Source organism: Staphylococcus sp. HMSC13A10, assembly GCF_001808005.1.
GTDB lineage: Bacteria > Bacillota > Bacilli > Staphylococcales > Staphylococcaceae > Staphylococcus > Staphylococcus pasteuri.
Genome location: NZ_KV791884.1, coordinates 283,311 through 303,336 on the forward strand (window position 1 = coordinate 283,311; position 20,026 = coordinate 303,336).

16 protein-coding genes are annotated in these 20,026 nt (G+C 31.6%); 3 read left to right on the plus strand and 13 right to left on the minus strand.

What is annotated here, in order from left to right:
- Window positions 1–36 precede the first annotated feature (36 nt).
- The 4 genes from HMPREF3125_RS11660 to HMPREF3125_RS11675 form a co-directional block, all read right to left on the minus strand.
- Window positions 37–1,266 (minus strand): NADP-dependent malic enzyme, encoded by a 1,230-nt coding sequence (locus HMPREF3125_RS11660; protein WP_029055670.1) that lies wholly within the window; start codon window positions 1,264–1,266, stop codon window positions 37–39.
- 327 nt (window positions 1,267–1,593) lie between these two features.
- On the minus strand, window positions 1,594–4,788 hold the full coding sequence (locus HMPREF3125_RS11665; protein WP_070453965.1) for a DNA polymerase III subunit alpha: 3,195 nt from the start codon (window positions 4,786–4,788) through the stop codon (window positions 1,594–1,596).
- 33 nt (window positions 4,789–4,821) lie between these two features.
- Window positions 4,822–5,760, minus strand: coding sequence for a DHH family phosphoesterase (locus HMPREF3125_RS11670; protein ID WP_070453967.1), 939 nt, complete (start codon window positions 5,758–5,760; stop codon window positions 4,822–4,824).
- Between the two features lie 29 nt (window positions 5,761–5,789).
- Window positions 5,790–7,088, minus strand: coding sequence for a DRTGG domain-containing protein (locus tag HMPREF3125_RS11675; RefSeq protein ID WP_017638224.1), 1,299 nt, complete (start codon window positions 7,086–7,088; stop codon window positions 5,790–5,792).
- 203 nt (window positions 7,089–7,291) lie between these two features.
- Here HMPREF3125_RS11675 and HMPREF3125_RS11680 point away from each other — a divergent pair, with 203 nt between their 5' ends.
- A complete protein-coding gene (locus tag HMPREF3125_RS11680) occupies window positions 7,292–7,705 on the plus strand; it encodes a universal stress protein (protein WP_017638225.1) in 414 nt (137 codons plus the stop codon).
- A 106-nt stretch (window positions 7,706–7,811) separates the two neighbouring features.
- Here HMPREF3125_RS11680 and HMPREF3125_RS11685 read toward each other — a convergent pair whose 3' ends face one another.
- Window positions 7,812–8,501 (minus strand): metal-dependent hydrolase, encoded by a 690-nt coding sequence (locus HMPREF3125_RS11685; RefSeq protein WP_017638226.1) that lies wholly within the window; start codon window positions 8,499–8,501, stop codon window positions 7,812–7,814.
- Window positions 8,502–8,647: 146 nt separating this feature from the next.
- Here HMPREF3125_RS11685 and HMPREF3125_RS11690 point away from each other — a divergent pair, with 146 nt between their 5' ends.
- Window positions 8,648–9,703, plus strand: coding sequence for a M24 family metallopeptidase (locus tag HMPREF3125_RS11690; protein WP_046466801.1), 1,056 nt, complete (start codon window positions 8,648–8,650; stop codon window positions 9,701–9,703).
- 85 nt (window positions 9,704–9,788) lie between these two features.
- Here the strand turns inward: HMPREF3125_RS11690 and ald are convergent, their stop codons facing one another.
- Complete coding sequence (gene ald / locus HMPREF3125_RS11695; protein ID WP_046466802.1) at window positions 9,789–10,907, minus strand: alanine dehydrogenase; 1,119 nt, start codon at window positions 10,905–10,907, stop codon at window positions 9,789–9,791.
- A gap of 153 nt (window positions 10,908–11,060) precedes the next feature.
- Here ald and HMPREF3125_RS11700 point away from each other — a divergent pair, with 153 nt between their 5' ends.
- Complete coding sequence (locus HMPREF3125_RS11700; RefSeq protein WP_017638229.1) at window positions 11,061–11,561, plus strand: universal stress protein; 501 nt, start codon at window positions 11,061–11,063, stop codon at window positions 11,559–11,561.
- Between the two features lie 147 nt (window positions 11,562–11,708).
- Here the strand turns inward: HMPREF3125_RS11700 and HMPREF3125_RS11705 are convergent, their stop codons facing one another.
- From HMPREF3125_RS11705 to ezrA, 7 genes are all read right to left on the minus strand, one after another.
- On the minus strand, window positions 11,709–12,944 hold the full coding sequence (locus tag HMPREF3125_RS11705) for an acetate kinase (RefSeq protein WP_017638230.1): 1,236 nt from the start codon (window positions 12,942–12,944) through the stop codon (window positions 11,709–11,711).
- Between the two features lie 87 nt (window positions 12,945–13,031).
- Window positions 13,032–13,979, minus strand: coding sequence for a class I SAM-dependent methyltransferase (locus HMPREF3125_RS11710; protein ID WP_046466803.1), 948 nt, complete (start codon window positions 13,977–13,979; stop codon window positions 13,032–13,034).
- A 121-nt stretch (window positions 13,980–14,100) separates the two neighbouring features.
- Complete coding sequence (gene tpx, locus HMPREF3125_RS11715) at window positions 14,101–14,595, minus strand: thiol peroxidase (RefSeq protein ID WP_029055664.1); 495 nt, start codon at window positions 14,593–14,595, stop codon at window positions 14,101–14,103.
- 227 nt (window positions 14,596–14,822) lie between these two features.
- Window positions 14,823–15,599 carry a TSUP family transporter gene (locus HMPREF3125_RS11720; RefSeq protein WP_017638233.1) on the minus strand — a complete coding sequence of 259 codons (777 nt, stop codon included), beginning with the start codon at window positions 15,597–15,599 and terminating at the stop codon, window positions 14,823–14,825.
- Between the two features lie 25 nt (window positions 15,600–15,624).
- Window positions 15,625–16,848 (minus strand): tRNA uracil 4-sulfurtransferase ThiI, encoded by a 1,224-nt coding sequence (thiI, locus tag HMPREF3125_RS11725; protein WP_070453969.1) that lies wholly within the window; start codon window positions 16,846–16,848, stop codon window positions 15,625–15,627.
- On the minus strand, window positions 16,848–17,987 hold the full coding sequence (locus HMPREF3125_RS11730) for a cysteine desulfurase family protein (RefSeq protein ID WP_070453971.1): 1,140 nt from the start codon (window positions 17,985–17,987) through the stop codon (window positions 16,848–16,850). Before HMPREF3125_RS11730 ends, thiI begins: the two co-directional genes overlap by 1 nt.
- A 240-nt stretch (window positions 17,988–18,227) precedes the next feature.
- A complete protein-coding gene (gene ezrA, locus HMPREF3125_RS11735) occupies window positions 18,228–19,922 on the minus strand; it encodes a septation ring formation regulator EzrA (protein WP_017638236.1) in 1,695 nt (564 codons plus the stop codon).
- Between the last annotated feature and the right edge of the window lie 104 nt (window positions 19,923–20,026).

Here is a 20,026-nt window from a genome sequence, read left to right on the forward strand (position 1 = left end):
ATGTTTATTAATCTCCCACTCTCATTACAACTATAATTATTTTAAGTCTGTTAATTTCATTGTTTTATCATACACATCTTGTGGGTCAACTTCAATTCTAGCAACACCTGATTCCATAGCCGCTTTAGCAACTTCTCTAGCTACAGATGGCGCTACACGTTTATCAAATGGACCAGGAATACAATAATTTGGCTCTAATTCATCACTTTGAATTAAGTCTGCAATAGCTTCTACGGCAGCTTTTTTCATTTCTTCATTAATATGTGTTGCCTCAGTATCTAAAGCACCTCTAAAAATACCAGGGAATGCTAATACGTTATTGATTTGGTTAGGATAATCTGAACGACCTGTTCCAACTACTTTAGCTCCAGCTTCTTTAGCATCATTAGGATTGATTTCTGGGTTAGGGTTAGCCATTGCAAAGATTATTGGATCTTTAGCCATACTTTCTACCATTTCTTTAGATAATAAATCTGCAATAGAAACACCAATGAAGACATCTGCATCTTGAATAACTTCACTCAATTCGCCTTCTATTTTGTCTTTATTAGTCCACTTAGCTACATATTCTTTAGTATCATTCATACCATAACTTCTGCCTTCAAATATGGCACCTCTAGAATCACACATAACCATATTTCTCACACCGTATGAATATAACAGTTTTACAATTGCAATACCTGCTGCACCAGCTCCGTTGAGGACAACTTTAATGTCGGCTAAATCTTTATCTACAATTCTTAAGGCATTAATCAAGCCTGCTGTAGTTACAATAGCTGTACCGTGTTGATCGTCGTGAAAAACAGGAATATTAGTTTCTTTTTTTAATCTTTCCTCAATTTCAAAACAACGCGGCGCTGAAATATCCTCTAAATTGATGCCTCCATAGTTAGGTTGAAGTAATTTTACAGTATTAATAATCTCATCAGTATCTGTTGTATTAAGCGCAATTGGAACACCATTAACACCAGCAAAACTTTTGAATAATACTGCTTTACCTTCCATAACTGGAATACTTGCTTCCGGACCGATATTCCCTAATCCTAAAACAGCAGTACCATCTGTTACTACAGCAACTGTATTACCTTTTATAGTATAGTCATAAACTTTTCTTTTATCTTCATGTATTTCTTTACAAGGTTCGGCTACACCAGGTGAATAAGCTAAACTTAATTCATCTTTGTTTGTAACTTTGACATTAGGTGTTACTTCTAATTTACCTTGATTCTTTTTATGCATTTCTAATGCTTCATCTCTTAAAGACATGCTATTCAACCCCTATTTATTTTTTTAGAATTAACTGAGTAAACAATTATCCATCATTTTTAACTGTAAACAGATTGCATTAACAATGTACTTTTAAAATGTATTTAAAAATGTCAAAAATTTAGCAACTAGCTAAACTTTGAATCAACATTTCTTCGTTACTTTTATAATTATTTTTTCTGCTGATCATTCATATTTTATCATTATTTTATGTATAAGATAATGACAATTACAAACAAATAGTACAAAAAACAATTACAAAAATAAACTGATGATTAAAATATAAATCATCAGTTTACTATATCATAATTTAATAGTAGTTAAAAGTTATATAAATCGGATATCACTAGGTTTGAATAACTGTATTAGTTCCCTCATATTTTCAGAATTTTTATTAATAAATCCTATACGTGACATTCGCTTAGATTCATCATCATATGCTTGTACTTCAATAGTTTGTTTTGTCTTTTCTTGGTCAATATATTGTTCAAATCCTTTTGCTTGTTCAATATGTCTTACGATAATTTGATTTGAATGTGTGAGTTTATGTGTCTCAAACGCTTCTTCACTGTATATGTCATTAATAATAAGCTGATTCTTACCATTTCTTTTATCAAATTTCCCTTGTATGACATAAATGTGTTCTTCTGACAACTCAAGTTCATATTTTTTAAATTGATCTGGGAAGATAACTCCATCCATCAAATGTAGACCATCATTTAATGTCACAAAAGCCATATTTTGCCCATTTTTTGTTCTGATACGCTTAATTTGATCAAATTGCACTAATATAGGATGGTAATTTTGAGCGTTATTCAATCTGTAAATAGTTAAATATTGCTTTTTATTAAATTCTTTTTCTACTGGATGTTTCGAAATATAAAAACCTAAATATTCTTTCTCATATTCGCTGATTAGTTTGTCTGGTAATTCATCTTTTTCTTCATAATCTTGTTTAGGCGTGAAGAAATCAAATAACATATCATCTTGTTCAATATCAGTAACTTGATCAATAACTTGGTCAATGGACTGTAATAACGTAGCACGGTTTTTACCAAATGTGTCAAACGCACCTACTAAAATCAATGACTCTAATAATTTCCTAGTTTTGACTCGTTTAGGTAATCTTCTGGCAAAATCAAAGAAATCTTTAAATTCACCGTTTTGATATCGTTCGTCAACAATAAGTTTAACGCTTTGATATCCAACACCTTTAATAGCACCTAACGATAAATAAATTCCGTCAGATGTTGCTTTATAGAACCAATGACTTTCATTGATATTAGGAGGCAATATCTTAATATTTTGATGCTTCGCTTCATCAATCATTGCTGACGTTTTTTTCTCACTACCAATAACATTACTCAATATATTAGCGTAAAAGTAATTTGGATAATGAACTTTTAGATAACTCATAATATATGCAATTTTAGAGTAACTAACGGCATGTGCTCTTGGGAAACCATAGTCAGCAAATTTCAATATTAAATCGAATATTTGTTTACTCATATATTCGTCATACCCATTTTGTAACGCACCATCAACAAAGTGTTGTCTTTCACTTTCTAGCACTGCTCTATTTTTCTTACTCATAGCACGTCTTAAAATATCTGCTTCGCCATAACTGAAGTTTGCGAACTTACTTGCTATTTGCATTATTTGTTCTTGATAAATGATTACGCCATAAGTACTTTTTAAAATGGGTGCTAAATCTTCATGTAGATACTGAACTTTAGAAGGATCATGTCTGCGTGTAATGTATGTAGGGATCTCTTCCATCGGCCCAGGTCTATATAATGATGTGACGGCAACAATGTCTTCGAAATGTTCGGGCTTCAATTTTTTCAATACACTTCTAACACCATCAGATTCTAATTGGAAAATACCTGTCGTATCACCTTGGGATAATAATTCAAACACTTTATTATCATTAAATGGAATTTGTTCAATATCTATATCAATGTTCAAATCTTTTTTCACTTGGTTCAGAATTTGATGTATAATTGATAGATTTCTAAGTCCTAAAAAGTCGATTTTCAATAGACCAATACGTTCTGCCTCAGTCATTGTCCATTGTGTAAGCAATCCAGTATCCCCTAATGTCAATGGCGCATATTCATAAAGTGCGTGATCATTAATAATAATACCTGCTGCATGAGTTGAGGTATGACGTGGGAGTCCTTCTAATTTTTTACACAAATCAAACCAACGTTCATGTCGATAATTTCTATGAACGAATTGTTTAAAATCGTCATTTTGATATGCTTCATCTAAAGTTATCCCTAATTTATGTGGAATGAGTTTAGAAATTTCATTTAATGTTATTTCATCAAATCCCATAATACGGCCTACATCTCTAGCCACAGCTCTAGCTAATAAATGTCCAAATGTCACTATTCCAGAAACATGAAGTTGACCATATTTTTCTTGGACGTATTGAATAACTTTTTCACGTCTTGTATCTTCAAAGTCAATATCAATATCAGGCATTGTTACACGTTCAGGATTTAAAAATCTTTCAAAAAGTAAATTGAATTTTATTGGGTCAATTGTAGTAATTCCTAATAAATAACTTACTAGTGAACCAGCAGATGAACCACGACCAGGTCCAACCATTACATTATGTGTTTTAGCATAATGAATTAAGTCACTTACAATAAGGAAGTAATCTTCAAATCCCATATTCGTAATAATGGCATATTCGTGTTTTAATCTGTCTATATAATGAGGATGATTAAGATTCCAATTTTTTAGTTGTTCTTCTAACTTCATCCATAGATATTTTTTTGAAGTTTCACCATTAGGTGTTTCAAATTGCGGTAGTAGTGATTGGTGATAATTGAGTTCTGCAGTACATAATTGAGCTATTTCATCAGTTTTTCTAAAAATGGATGTATCTAAACCAAGATTATGTATTTCTTCCGAAGTGTAAAAATGCTCGTCAAAATCTTCCTGTTCCCCTACTAAATCAAGCTTACTATTATCTTTAATTGCTTGTAATGCAGTTATTGTATCTGCATCTTCTTTATTTAAATAACGTGCAGTATTTAACCATACACACTCTCTATTGTTTATTTGGACTGAATTTTGATTTATGTAAACATGTTGCTTAAAATCAAAAGACTCAATTAATTGTTGATGTTGTTCTTCTGCATTTTTAAAAATAATAATTAAATTTGCTTCGTATCGTTTTAACCAATCAATTGAAATATCTACTTTCTCTTTCATTTTTATCGCTGAAGATAATTGATATAAATCTTTTAAACCATCATTATTTTGAGCTAATAATACTGTTTCTATTTGATATAAACCATCAGTTAATAATACAGTCATCCCAAATACAGGATGAATACCCGCTTCGATACAAGCATCATAAAACTTAGGATAGCCATACAAAACATTTGTATCTGTAATTGCAAGTGTATCTACACCTTCTCTTTTGGCCTTTTCAACTGCGTCTGTAATTTTCAAACTGGAGTTTAATAAATCATAGGCCGTATGAATATTTAAATATGCAACCATGTTTGTATGACTCCTTTCTTTAAGTGATTGTACTTATAATTTTTGACGTAAAGCTTTGGCTAGCAAATCAAATTCTTCCCAACTATAAACAGAAACGCCAGAAGCATTAGGATGGCCTCCACCGCCAAAATCACTGGCAACATCATTTATGACAAATTGTCCTTTAGAACGTAGACGACAACGAATTTGATCTCCTTCATCTACACCGAACATCCAGATTTTAAGACCACGGATATCAGCAATGGTATTGACGAACTGTGACGCTTCATTAGATTTAATATTAAACTGTTCTAAATCATCTTTAGTTATACGCACTTGACAATAGCCATCTTCAAATAACTCAAAGTTTTGTAAAACATAACCTTGGAATGGCATTAATCTAGGGTCTTTTTCAGACATTTTATTAAGCTCAGCATTATGATCAAATGGGAATCCAATTAGTCTTCCAGCAATTTCCATTGTGTGTTGTGTCGTATTATTAAATAAGAATCTTCCTGTATCCCCTACAATACCTAAATAAAGCACACGTGCAACGTCCGCATTGATGATGCTTTCGTCATTAAAGTGCAGGATCATATCATAAATAATCTCACTTGTAGAAGACGCATTAGTATTTACTAAATTAATTTCTCCATATTGATCAACAGCAGGGTGATGATCAATTTTTAACACTCTCGCACCTAATGCATATCGTTGATCATCAATACGAGGCGCATTGGCTGTATCACAAACAATTACAAGTGCATCTTGATAAGTTTCATCTTCAACTTGATCAAATGTTCCAATAAAATTAAGTGACTCTTCTGCTTCACCTACTGCATAAATTTCTTTATCAGGAAATTTAAGTTTTAAATAATATTTCAAACCTAATTGAGAACCGTATGCGTCTGGATCTGGTCTCACATGTCTGTGTATGATAACTTTGTCTGTTGATTCTATTTCTTTCATAATATCATTCATTAGTATTTCCATTTATATTGACCCCTCTTTTATATCATTGATTAATATCCTTCAAACATTTGACAAATGACTGATGCATTAGCAACTTTTTCATTTTGACAAAACATTGTAACTTCTAATTTAGCAAAATATCTTCCCACATCTAGCATTTCGTACTCAACATCGATACCAGTTTCAATTGGCACAGTTTTTAAATAAATAATATTCAAACTTTCAATCATGACATTGCCTTTTTTATACTTTCTCATTTCATGACGTAAAGTTTCTTCTATAATACCGACAAATACGGCTTTACTTAGTGTGCCATAATGATTAGTTAATAGCGGCGACACATCCGTCTGAATACTGTCATGGTTAATTGTAATATGTTTCGCAATTTGATCGTTAATCGTCTCACCAATTTGAGGTTGTCGTCCTAATAATTGCATAGATTTTAAAACATCTTGCCTATTTATAACACCAACTGCTTTTTTATTATTATCTGTAACTGGTAAGAGTTCAATACCTTCCCAAATTAATAAGTGTGCACAACTAGCCACAGTATTTGATAACTTAACACTAATTGGATTTTTAGTCATAACGTCTTCAATTAAATCATTTTCATTCATATTTATCATTTCTCTACTAGTGACAATACCAACTAGTTTATAATCATTATTCACAACTGGAAAACGTGTATGTCCTGTTTCATTTGCAATTTGTTTATAGTCTTGTAAAGTCATAGAGTTCATTAAAACTGAAAGCTCATTAATAGGCTTAACAATATCTTCAACTACTAAGATTTCTTTACGAATTTTTTGATTAAACATCGCACGGTTAATAATATTTGCAACTAAAAATGTATCGTAGCTAGAAGAAAGAATAGGTAAATCATGTTCGTCAGCATATTTTATCACTTCTTTACTTGGATAAAATCCACCAGTAATTAATATTGCTGTTCCTCTTTTCATCACTTCAAGCTGAACTTGTTCACGGTTTCCAATAATGAGTAATGTTTGTGGACCAATATATCTTAATATGTCCTTTAACTCCATAGCACCAATTGCAAAATTTGAGACTGTTTTATTAACACCGTTTTTACCTGCAATAATTTGACCTTCAATAATATTAGCAATTTCATTAAATGTTAAATTATCAATTTCATCACGATTTCGCTTTTCAATTCTAACTGTACCAACTCTATCTATTGTTGTTACTAAACCAAGTTGGCCCGCATCTTTAATAGCTCTATAAGCTGTACCCTCTGAAACAGTTAAATCTTTCGCTATTTTTCTTACTGAAATTTTCGAACCGATCGCTAGCGATTCAATGTGTTTTAAAATTTGTTCATGTTTAGTCATAACGTTACCTCTTCTTAGAACAATGTTATGCTTATTATAACTTTTTAACGAGAAAAAATCATTGAAGCGCACTTTCGAATTTATAAAACTTCTATTATAAATTAACATCTTTTGTGAAAAGATAATTTTATTAAAATTACTTTTAATTTAAATGGAAATATTCCCCTATTTTTATTAGAATGGAGATAAGGAGGGATAGACTTATGTATAAAAATATATTATTAGGTGTAGATACTCATATTAAAAATGAAAAAGCTTTAGAAGCTGTTTCTAAACTTGCAGGTGATGATACTGTTGTAACTATTTTAAATGCCATCAATGAACAAGATGCTCAAGCGTCAATTAAAGCTGGTGTGCATTTGGATAAAATCACTGAAGAACGTAGCAAACGTTTAGAAAAAACACGTCACATTTTAGAAGATTATGGTATTGATTATGATCAAATCATTGTACGTGGTAATGCAAAAGAAGAACTAGTAAAACATGCTAACAGTGGTAAGTATGACATTGTTGTCGTTAGTAACCGCAAAGCAGAAGAAAAGAAAAAATTTGTACTTGGTAGCGTAAGTCACAAAGTTGCTAAACGTGCAACTGTCCCAGTACTTATCGTTAAATAACATGTATTAATTTGCTAATATTTATTTCAATATAAATGCGTAGTTAATAACGTCATACTATAAAACATCCTTGGCATTCATACCAAGGATGTTTTTATATCTATAATTAAAATTGAACTTCTTGACCAGGTTCTAATATTTGAACTTCACCAACATTTACAGCGTCTTTAAATTGTTGAGGATCTTGTTCAATTAATGGGAAAGTATTGTAGTGTACAGGAACTGAGATACTTGGTTTAATAAATTCATTAACTGCATATGCTGCATCATCTATACCCATAGTAAAGTTGTCACCGATTGGAACGAAACATACATCAACTGGATGACGTTTAGCTATTAATTCCATATCGCTGAATAATCCTGTGTCACCAGTATGATAAATTGTTTTACCTTCTGCTTCAATAACAATACCCATTGGCATACCAAGATATACTGGAATACCATTTTCATGTGTATAACTAGAACTATGGAATGCTTGAACATATTTAACGCTACCGAAATCTAATTCAGCTTTACCGCCAATGTTCATTCCACGTACATTTTCGACACCATAATAAGTAGATAAATATCCAGCTATTTCTGCACTACCTATCACTGTAGCGTGATTTCTATTAGCTAATTCTACAACATCGCCAAAATGATCTTCGTGACCATGCGTTAAAATAATATAATCAACTGCTAATCTTTGTTCATCTAAATCACATTTATCATTACCTGAGATAAATGGATCTACGATTACTTTCTTACCGTTGCCTTCAAAATAAATTGTTGATTGACCATGAAATGATAGTTTCATTATTATAGCCCTCCTAAATAATTATGTATTTATTATACCCTAGCTCACCATTTTTATAACACGTTTGGTATTTAATAATATGAAACTTTGAAATATATGATTATTTGGAATAAAATTAACTTAATCTTGTATAGGAGGTCAATTTCATGTCAAAAATTAATGATATCGTCAATTATTTACAAAAAGAAAATGTAGATGCTGCATGGATTACTACACCCTTAAATATATATTACTTTACTGGTTACCGTAGTGAACCACATGAAAGATTATTTGCACTGTTAATTCAATCAAATGGTGAAACTGTTTTATTTTGCCCTAAAATGGAAGTTGAAGAAGTTAAACAGTCACCTTATGAAGGAAAAATTATAGGATATTTAGATACAGAAAATCCGTTTGATTTATACCAACAATCATTTAAACAAATACTTATAGAAAGTGAACATTTAACAGTAAAACGTCAACGTGAATTGACGAATGCATTTCAAATAGAGCATTATGGCGATATAGATCAAGTTATTAAAGATTTAAGAAATATTAAATCTATTGATGAAATTAAGAAAATAAAACATGCTGCTAATCTTGCGGACAAATGTATTGAAATAGGTGTCGCTTATTTAAAAGAAGGCATTAGCGAAAGAGAAGTCGTTAACCATATTGAAAACGAAATTAAGAAATATGGTGTAAATGAGATGAGTTTCGATACTATGGTTTTATTTGGTGATCATGCCGCATCACCTCATGGTGTACCTGGTAATCGTAAACTGCAAAAGAATGAACTTGTTCTTTTCGATTTAGGCGTTATTTATGAGCATTATTGTAGTGATATGACTAGAACGGTACAATTTGGAACACCTTCTAAAGAAGCTTTAGATATATACAACATTGTATTAGATGCAGAGGAATCTGCGATAGCTGCAATTCGTCCAGGCGTTAAATTAAAAGATATAGATAAAATCGCTAGAGATATTATTGATAATGCAGGTTATGGACAGTACTTCCCTCATCGTCTTGGACATGGTTTAGGACTTGAAGAACATGAATATCAAGATGTTTCTAGTACTAATGATAATATTTTAGAAGCGGGTATGGTGATTACTATTGAACCTGGTATTTATGTTCCGGGTGTAGCCGGTGTGCGTATCGAAGATGATATTTTAGTTACTGAAAATGGTTGTGAAATTTTAACGCATTACACAAAATAATTATTGTTCACAATAACAATAATAATCCCTCAAATGATTCTCCATTTGAGGGATTATTTATATATCATTTTTATTTAATTATAAATTATGATTTTAATGCATCTTCTACAGAAGTATAAGGCATATCAAACGCTTCTGCTACACCTTGATGTGTAACATGACCTTTATATGTGTTTAAACCTAATGATAATGCATGATTTGATTTAAATGCTTCTTTATAGCCTTTATTAGCTAATGTTTGAGCAAACGGTAATGTTGCATTATTAAGTGCTAAAGTTGATGTTCGAGGTACTGCCCCTGGCATATTGGCAACAGCATAGTGAACAACACCATGTTTAATATAAGTCGGATCATCGTGAGTTGAGATTTTATCAGTTGTTTCAAAAATTCCGCCTTGGTCGATTGCAATATCAACGATCACTGAACCATTTTTCATTTCTTTAATCATATCTTCAGTTACAAGATTAGGTGCTTTAGCTCCTGGAATTAATACTGCACCAATCACTAAATCACTTTCCTTAACATATGTTTCAATATTTAAAGGATTAGACATAATAGTATGAATTCTACCATTAAATTGATCGTCTAATTCTTGTAATCTTTTAGGATTCACATCTAAAACAGTGACATCTGCACCTAAACCTAATGCTATTTTAGCAGCATTTGTGCCAGCTTGACCGCCACCGATAATTGTTACTTTTCCTTTAGGAACACCTGGTACGCCACCAAGTAAAATTCCCATACCACCATTAAATTTTTGTAAAAATTCAGCGCCAATTTGAGTTGCCATTCTTCCAGCAACTTCACTCATTGGACTTAATAAAGGTAATGAGCGATCAGGTAATTGTACTGTTTCATACGCAATACCAATCACTTTGTTATCTACAAGCGCTTTTGTTAATTTTTCTTCATTAGCCAAGTGTAGATAAGTGAATAAAATGAGTCCTTCTTTGAAATATTGATATTCTTCTTCTAATGGTTCTTTTACTTTAACAACCATATCAACATCCCAAACTTGAGAAGCCTCTGAAACGATGTCAGCCCCTGCTTCTTTGTAATCTATGTCTTCAAAGTAAGAGCCCATTCCAGCATTTGTTTCAACTAATACAGTGTGTCCTTGTTCAACCAATGCATGTACACCACTTGGTGATAGACTCACTCTGTTTTCATTATTTTTTATCTCTTTAGGAATACCTATTTTCATTCCTCACACCTCCACTATCATATTAACCCTAAACACTACTAAAACTCAAATGAAAGCGCCTACAAAAATACACAAAATTGTTAATTTTTCGAGTTAAAAATTCTGAAAAGTATGTTAAAATAAAATTAAGAAAAGATGAAAGGGGTACTGACTATGATTACTTACAAAAATATTTTAATCGCAGTCGACGGTTCACACGAAGCAGAATGGGCCTTTAACAAAGCAGTTGGGGTTGCTAAACGTAACGACGCAAAACTTACAATTGTTAATGTTATTGACTCTAGAACATATTCTTCTTATGAGGTATATGATGCTCAATTTACTGAAAAATCTAAACACTTCTCTGAAGAATTATTAAAAGGTTACAAAGAAGTTGCAGCAAATGCTGGTGTTACAAACGTTGAAACGCGTTTAGAATTTGGTTCACCTAAAGCGATTATCCCTAAAAAAATTGCACCAGAAGTTGGTGCTGACTTAATTATGAGTGGTACTTCAGGTCTTAATGCAGTTGAACGATTCATCGTTGGTTCTGTTTCTGAAGCTATCGTTAGACACGCACCTTGTGATGTTTTAGTTGTAAGAACAGAAGAAATTCCAAATGACTTCCAACCACAAGTTGCAACTCCACAATTACGTGAAAGATATTCTAATTAATATTAGTTTAGGTTATATAGACTCACCTTTTAATTAAGGTGAGTTTTTTATTTGTTTTATAGTTAAATACGCTGAAAAAGAACATTAGTTAGAAAAAATACCACTATCTAACTTTAGATAGTGGTATTTTTAGTTACACTTAATTTTTTATTTTGACTCAGCATTTTCTGATGATTCTTCTTCTACAGATAAGCCACCATATTTAACTACGTCTCTTGAAATCATAACTTCTTCATCTGTTGGTACAACGAGTACTTTAACAGGTGAATGTGGGTAATTGATTTCGCCTTCTTCACCATGAAGATTTTCATTTTTCTTAGGATCCCAATAAACGCCCATAAACTCTAGTCCTTCTAACACTTTACCACGAATGATATGTGAGTTTTCACCTATACCAGCAGTAAACACAATTACATCTACGCCATGCATTCTTGCTGCATAAGAACCGATATATTTATGGATTTTTGAAGCGAATAAATCTAATGCAACACGTGATCTATGACGTCCATGTTTAGCTTCTTCTGTTAAATCACGTAAGTCACTTGAAGTACCTGTTAGGCCTAATAATCCAGACTCTTTATTAAGAATATTTAACACTTCATCAGCATTTTTACCAGTTTTCTCCATAATATATGGAATTAACGCTGGGTCAAGGTTACCTGAACGTGTACCCATAGTTACTCCTGCTAATGGAGTGAATCCCATTGAAGTATCAATTGATTCTCCTCCATCTATCGCAGCAACTGATGCACCATTACCAATATGACATGAAATAATGCGTAAATCTTCAATTGGTTTACCTAAGATTTCTGCTGCACGACGTGAAACATATTTATGACTAGTACCATGGAAACCATATTTACGAATTCCGTAATCTTCATAATAACGATAAGGTAAACTATATAAATAAGCCTGTTCAGGCATAGTTTGGTGGAATGATGTATCGAAAACCGCTACATGTGGTATTTCTGGTAAAAGCTTTCTAAATGCTCTAATACCCATCAAGTTAGCTGGGTTATGCAATGGTGCTAGCTCACTCAATGCCTCAATTTGTTCTTCAACTTCGTCAGTTACTACAGCTGATGAAGGAAATGTTTCGCCACCGTGTACAACTCGATGTCCTGTTCCTTGAATTTCATAGATATCTTGAATAATATTATGTTCTTTGAATTTCGCCAACATAATATCTACCGCTTCTTCATGGTCTTTGATATCTTTGACTTCGGTTAGTTTTTCCCCTTCAACTAAGATTGTAAAAATTGAATCTTTCATACCAATTCTTTCAACAACGCCTTTGGTAACTGTTTTTTCTTCAGGCATTCTAATAAGCTGGAACTTCAAAGAAGAGCTACCAGCATTAATCGCCAAAATTAATTTTGACATAATATTTTGTCCTCCATCGTTTGTTTAATTATATTTTTCATAGTTTATTTTATCATTAACACAGTTTGAATTCTATACTGTTACAGATTATTTTTTTGTATGATTTGTGTCCATCCACTGATTTAATTCAGACATAAAACCTTGGAATTGTTGTGGATTTTTGAAATCAGGAATATTAGCTAAAAATACTTCAACTGGTTTTGTAACACCATTTTCTTTCTTTTGTAAAATCAATATAGATTTACGAGCTTTCTCATTTTTAAATAATGTTGATGGTAAATTAAGAAATGCTTGCATCTCTGTTTCTGTAGTAATGAATTTTTCTAACTGTTTCACATGTTCTCCTGAAAATAATTCACTTGGAACAACTAAAAATGCATATCCTGCCCCTTTTAATGCATTTACAGCTTGTTCAATAAGTAAATAGTGTGAGTAACTATGTCCCTCTTCGAAACCTAATTTCATTTCTTTACTACGTTCGTCAACTGGATAATACCCAATTGGTAAGTCACCAATAATGATATCTGCTTCTTCTAGTGGTAATGGCATAATAGCGTCTTGTGGGTAAACATCAAACGGGATTTCAAGATAATTTGCTAAATGCACACTAACTCTTGATAATACAGGATCCACTTCTATAAGATGATGCATAATTGTTTTATCGGTTAATACTTCTTTAACAGCCGCACTTAAATGTCCAGCACCACTAGCAATATCGACAACATGCATCTCTTCTTTATTTTGCGTAAATCGTTGTACCAAGAATCCTAAAATAAGTCCAATAGAATCTGGTGTGATTTGATGGTTCGCTTGAATATTTTCCTCTTGCATTAAACTTAAATATGCAAATTGGAAAGCTTTTCTTCGATCTTGCAATGTTGCTTGTTCCAACATTTCTCGTTGGCTTGTATAAACGTCTTCCATAGCTAAACCTAGATTTTCTATAAAACTTTGCCCATTTTCTTGATTTAAAGTTTTAGCTTTTTCATCTAAGTGCTGGAATAACTTTTCCATAATCGTATTTTCTTCAGTCATTTTAATTCCCTCTCTATAAAAAGTGCCCATCATTTCGATAGTGAAAATCAATATTTTATCATTTTATCACTTTTAAAAAGATGGGCACTTACTATTCAAATCGGTATCTAAAATTTAATTCTTATAAATTTTTATATGCTTCTAAAGCTTTATCAAAATCTGGGAAGTTTGTTCCTTCACTCACAATTTCTTTATAAACCACTTTATTATCTTGATCTAGTACGAATACAGAACGAGCTAATAATCTCATTCCTTCCATTACTACACCAAAGTTCTCACCAAATGATAAGTCTCTATGGTCGCTTAATGTAACAACATTTTCTAAACCATTAGAAGCGCACCATCTTTTTTGTGCAAATGGTAGGTCAACTGAAATTGTTAATACAACACCATCTTCTTGTGAAGCTTCTTCGTTGAATTTACGAGTTTGTTGGTCACATACACCTGTATCAATTGATGGTACAACACTAATTAATTTTTTCTTATTAGCATAGTCATCTAATGATTTTTGATTTAAATCATTATCTAATACTGTAAAATCAGGTGCAATATCTCCTACATTCACTTGTTGTCCTGATAATGTTACTGGATTGTTACTAAAAGTAATTTCAGTCATTGTTATGACCTCCTATAAATAATTTTCATACATTTATATCATACGATAACAGTAAGACTAAATTCAATTTTAAACTTTTATATTTTTAAAATTTATCCGTGTCATTACGTGTGTTAATCATGAATATCTTATCCCCACTTATTTTATTGAAAATAAAAAAGCAAATCAAAAGATATTTTAATACAATGTGCATTAATACCATCCTTGATTTGCTTTATTATAGTTATTTAATTTGTAAGCAGATGTATAATATAATCATATGCATTTTTAACAATTAAAACTGCTGTAACGATTATAAATAACACTTTTACGTAACCTACGCCTTTACTTATTGCAAATTGGGCTCCAACATATGAACCTACTATCATACTTATCGCCATAATCATTCCATAAAAATAATTTACTTGTCCTAATGACATAAATAATATAAGTGCACCTATGTTCGATGCAAAATTAAGTACTTTAGCATTACCTGCAGCACTTAAAAAATCAAAACCAAACATAAGTAATACAAATAACATAAAAGAGCCTGTGCCACCACCAATAAATCCATCATAAAAACCAATGATGAGATAAGCAATAACAAACATAGTTGCTTTTATAGGTGTAAAAGAAGTAAAGGTACGTACTGATCCCCAGTCCTTTTTAACAAGCGTATATATAAATACCAATGACAAAGCGACTATGATTAATGGTTTTAGCAATTGTGCAGGAAGCATTGTTGCTAAATATGCCCCGCCAACTGAAGCCACAAGTACAAAAGGAAATAATTTCGCTACAATCTTTAAATCTACATTGCCTGACCTAACGAATTTTATTGTACTCGTTAGTGTTCCAAAAGAACTAGCTAATTTATTTGTACCTAATGCAACTGCAGGTGGTAGCCCTATTGCTAATAGTGCAGGGGTTGAAATTAAACCTCCACCGCCTACAACCGAATCAATAAATGCAGCTAAAAAGCCAAATAAAACTATGATTAATATAACGTATACATCCCATCCCATGACATGACCCCTTTACGCTAATCTATTAAAACAAATCTTCAATTAAAGCATCAGTTGTTTTATCTTTTTCAGATTTATAATTTTTATCTATAGTTATCATTTCAATATTTTCAACTGCTTCGTCAACCATATCATCGAAATTAAATACACTTTCATATTCTACAACTTTATCAAAATCAGGTTCTGTAACAGGATTTTTAGGTGTGAAAATCGTACAACAATCTTCATATGGTTGTATAGACACCTCAAACGTACCAATGTCTTTTGCTTTTTTAACAATGTCTTCTTTATCAAGTGTTAACAATGGTCGTAACACCGGTGTTGACGTAACATGGTTTATGGCATACATACTATTTAATGTTTGACTAGCCACTTGACCTAAGTTTTCACCGTTTACAATACCCAACGCACCAATTTTATGAACTAATTGATCAGCCACTCTCATCATCAAACGTCTTGTAGATGTCATTGTATATCTTGGATGAACTGATTTATTAATTTGCTTCTGTAATTCAGTAAAAGGTACAATATGCAACTTAATTGGACCCACACGTTCTGATAAAATACGTGTTAATTCAATGACTTTTTCCTTAGCCTTTTCACTTGTGAATGGTGGACTATGGAAATGAATGGCTTCAATAGTTACGCCACGTTTCATAACTTCCATACCAGCAACAGGTGAATCTATACCTCCTGATAGCATCAATAACGTCTTACCACCAGTACCTACAGGTAAACCACCTGATCCTTGTATAACATCTACATATAAATAAATCGCATCTAATCGAACTTCTACTCGAATTTCATGTTGTGGACGTTTAACATCTACTGTTAAACCTTCAACATTTTTTAATACTTCGCCACCAATTTCACGTTGTAATTCATAAGTGTCTTTGTGGTACGATTTATCAGATCTTTTGACGTCAATTTTAAATGTAGAACCTTTTTCAAATGATTGTGCTAAACGAACAGCTACTTCAGCAATTGCTTGATCATTTTTTTCTGTTTTTAATACTGGACTGATTGATTTGATACCATATACTTTTGATAAACGGTCAATGATTTCATCAATATCAGCTTCATCTGATAATTCAATATACATACGGTCTCTTTTACCTTTGATATGAAATCCTTCTAGAGGTTTTAACGCTCTAGTCACATTGGTTTTTAATTGGTTAACAAACTTTTTACGGTTAGAACCTTTAAGCGTTAACTCACCATATCTTACGATTAAATGGTCGTATTTCATTATTTCAACAACTCCTTGATTTCTTTATATATTAGTTCAAATTTTTCTTTAAATGTATCAATATCAGCTTGTGTGGTAGTTTGACCCATTGATAATCGGATACTGCCTTCGATTTGTTTTTCCGGTATTCCCATAGCTAATAATACTTCATTCAGTTTTCCTCTTTTAGAGGAACATGCACTCGTAGTAGAAACCATTATATCTTGTTTAGAAAATGCATTAACTAATACTTCGCCTTTTACACCAGGGAAACCTATATTAATGATTTGTGGCGCTGCATCTTCTGGAGAGTTTATTTTCACACCAGGATAAGTTTCAACCATTTCTCTTATTTGTTGTTGATAAGAAGATAATGTTTGGTTTAATTGTTCAGTTTGTTGAACAGCTTGATTGATTGCTTTAACCATTGATACCGCCATCGGTAAATTGACTGTGCCGCTACGAACACCAAATTCTTGTCCACCGCCATGAATAATTGGTTCGAGATTATGAGCTGTTCTAGTAATTAATAAACCTTGCCCTTTAAGTCCGTTAAATTTGTGCCCACTTAAACTTAAACTATCAATTCCGTCTATATTTAACGGGATTTTTCCTAGTGCTTGTACGGCATCAACGTGAAAATGAGCTTTCGGATATTCTTTTAATATGTTTACAATTTGTTTAATAGGTTGAATTTGTCCCATAATATTATTCAGATACATACATGTTACAAGCCCTACACGATCATTCATCAATGCTTTGAAATGTTCAATATCTATTTGTCCATTAGGTTTAACATTGACATATTTTAATATGAATCCTTCTTTTTCAGCTAAATATCTTACAACTTCTAATACAGAAGGATGCTCTAATACTGACGTGATAATTTCATTAGCAGTATCTTTTTTACGATAAGCTATACCTTTCAAAGCCATATTGTTCGATTCAGTTGCACCACTTGTGAAAATAATATCATATAAATGATTTAATTTAAGTGCTTGATTGATTTGCTCTTTTGCTTGTTGTAATAGTTTTTCAGCTTGAAGACCTGCTTGATGAGGACTATTGGGATTGAAATAAAGTGATTCATTAACTTTCACAAAAGAATTCATTACACTTGAATCAACTTTTGTAGTAGCTGCATTATCTAAATAAATCATTGATAACACTTCTCTTTCTTGAAAATTTTTAAGTTTAATCTAAACATTTAGGATAATCATTTCTATTTTTTATAGCGTTTTATCTCGTTTATTTATATTAATAATTATTATGTATTATTGAGGTATTTTACCATTTAATATTCTAAATAAGCATACTCAAGCATTATACTATTTTTTTATAAAAATAAAAGACATGACTTCCAATTATATGGAAATCATGTCTCTATTAATTAATATCAATTATTCTTTAATTACTTGTTCTTCAATATGCTTAGTAATTCCTGGTTCTACACTTTCAAGTGCTTGTTCTGAAATTTCGATTGAACGTTTGTAACGGTTGTTTTTAAATAAACGTTCCGCTTCGTTTAAGCTTTTATCAATGCTTTGGTAATCTTTACGATATCTATTACCGTATTGGATTAGTTTTTCAGCGTAAACTGCATTAACTAATACATCATTAGCTTCATCTTCAAATGTGTTCATCTGAATAACAATTTTAGCAACTTTGTCTTTTAATTGTTTTACATGTATTGGTCTATCACTAAATTGTTCATCTACTTCACGAACTTCATAATCTATTTCATTTTTCATAATAATGAATCTTTCCGGAACACTTGGCAAGTTAGAAGCAAGTAATCGGCGATAAACTTCTTCTTTTTTAGATTGTACGCGAATTAAATTATCTTCAGCTTCTGCTTCATCTTCACGTAATTGAATTAAATGATTTTGTAGTTTATCTTGTTTTTCATTAATAACGCTCACGTGATCTTCTAGATATTGTAAATTATCTTGTACTTCACTATAGCGAACTGCAGATTTAGACATTTCTTTAAGAATTTCATCATATACAGAGATAAGATTTTGAATTTCATTTTCAAATTGTCTTACGCTTTGAACATCTGATTCATTAATATAATAATTTTCACGAACATATTCAATTTCTGTTTTCAATGTATAATTCATGTCTTTGGCTTTAAATAAATCATCAGTGATAACATCTTTAGTTTCTTCTACTTCATTTTTAGCCTTAACTTCATGTTCAATTAAATCATACATTTCATCTAATTTATCATTGATATATTCAAGTTTATCATTTGCTTCGTTTAATTCTAATCTACTAATCATAGGTTCAACAAAACTTAATTCTGTTTTCAAGCTTTGAACTGTTCCATCAACTTTGACATGGTCTAAATCGTATCCTTCTACTTTTAGATCTCTGCAACCATATTTCAAGTCTTGGAATTGACCAGGTAATTCTTTTTGTGCTTCACGGATTAATTCTGGAATTTCTTCCATATATTCTTTTAAACTTTGCATCTCTTCATGTAATGCTGAAATATGATTGTGTGCTTGCACATAATTGCCATCAGCTTTTAATACTTCATATTGAGATAATTTAGGTTCAAAATTTTCAATTTCTGTTTCCAATGGATTTGCAGCTTCACCATATTGATGACGATTAGCTAAAATATCCCTTTTCATTTCACGATGATCAACTTTGCACTTTTCATATAACGATTCATTATCTTTATGTAGTGCTAAAATCTCATCTACTTGTGAAACTTGGTTATTATAACTAGCTTCATATTGATCCATTAATTCGTGAGCATCATCGATTTCAGCTTGAGCACCTGAAAAATTAAACTTATCTAATAACTCCTCAGCATTGTGAATTTTTTCCTCAACAGGAGCTAAGTAATTATTAGTATTTTCTAAGTTGTCTTTTTTCATTGCGTCGTATTTAGTTTTAGTTTCACCTTTCAAGTTTAAGCTTGATAATTTTTTAATGTTTTGGTCAAAAGGTAGAGTTTCAATTTCAACTTTACGTTCTTCAGCCTTTTCAATGAGCTGTCGTTTGTTCGAGCGCAAATAAAACATTATACCTACAGCAATCAGTATAATAACAATTATTGCTAAAATGATATATAACACCATATGTACTTCTCCTCCTATGTTATCATTCATTATTATAACGTAATTTATCGTTTCATTAAATCAGAAAATGTATTTATTGATAGAATATTTTAAACACCTTATAC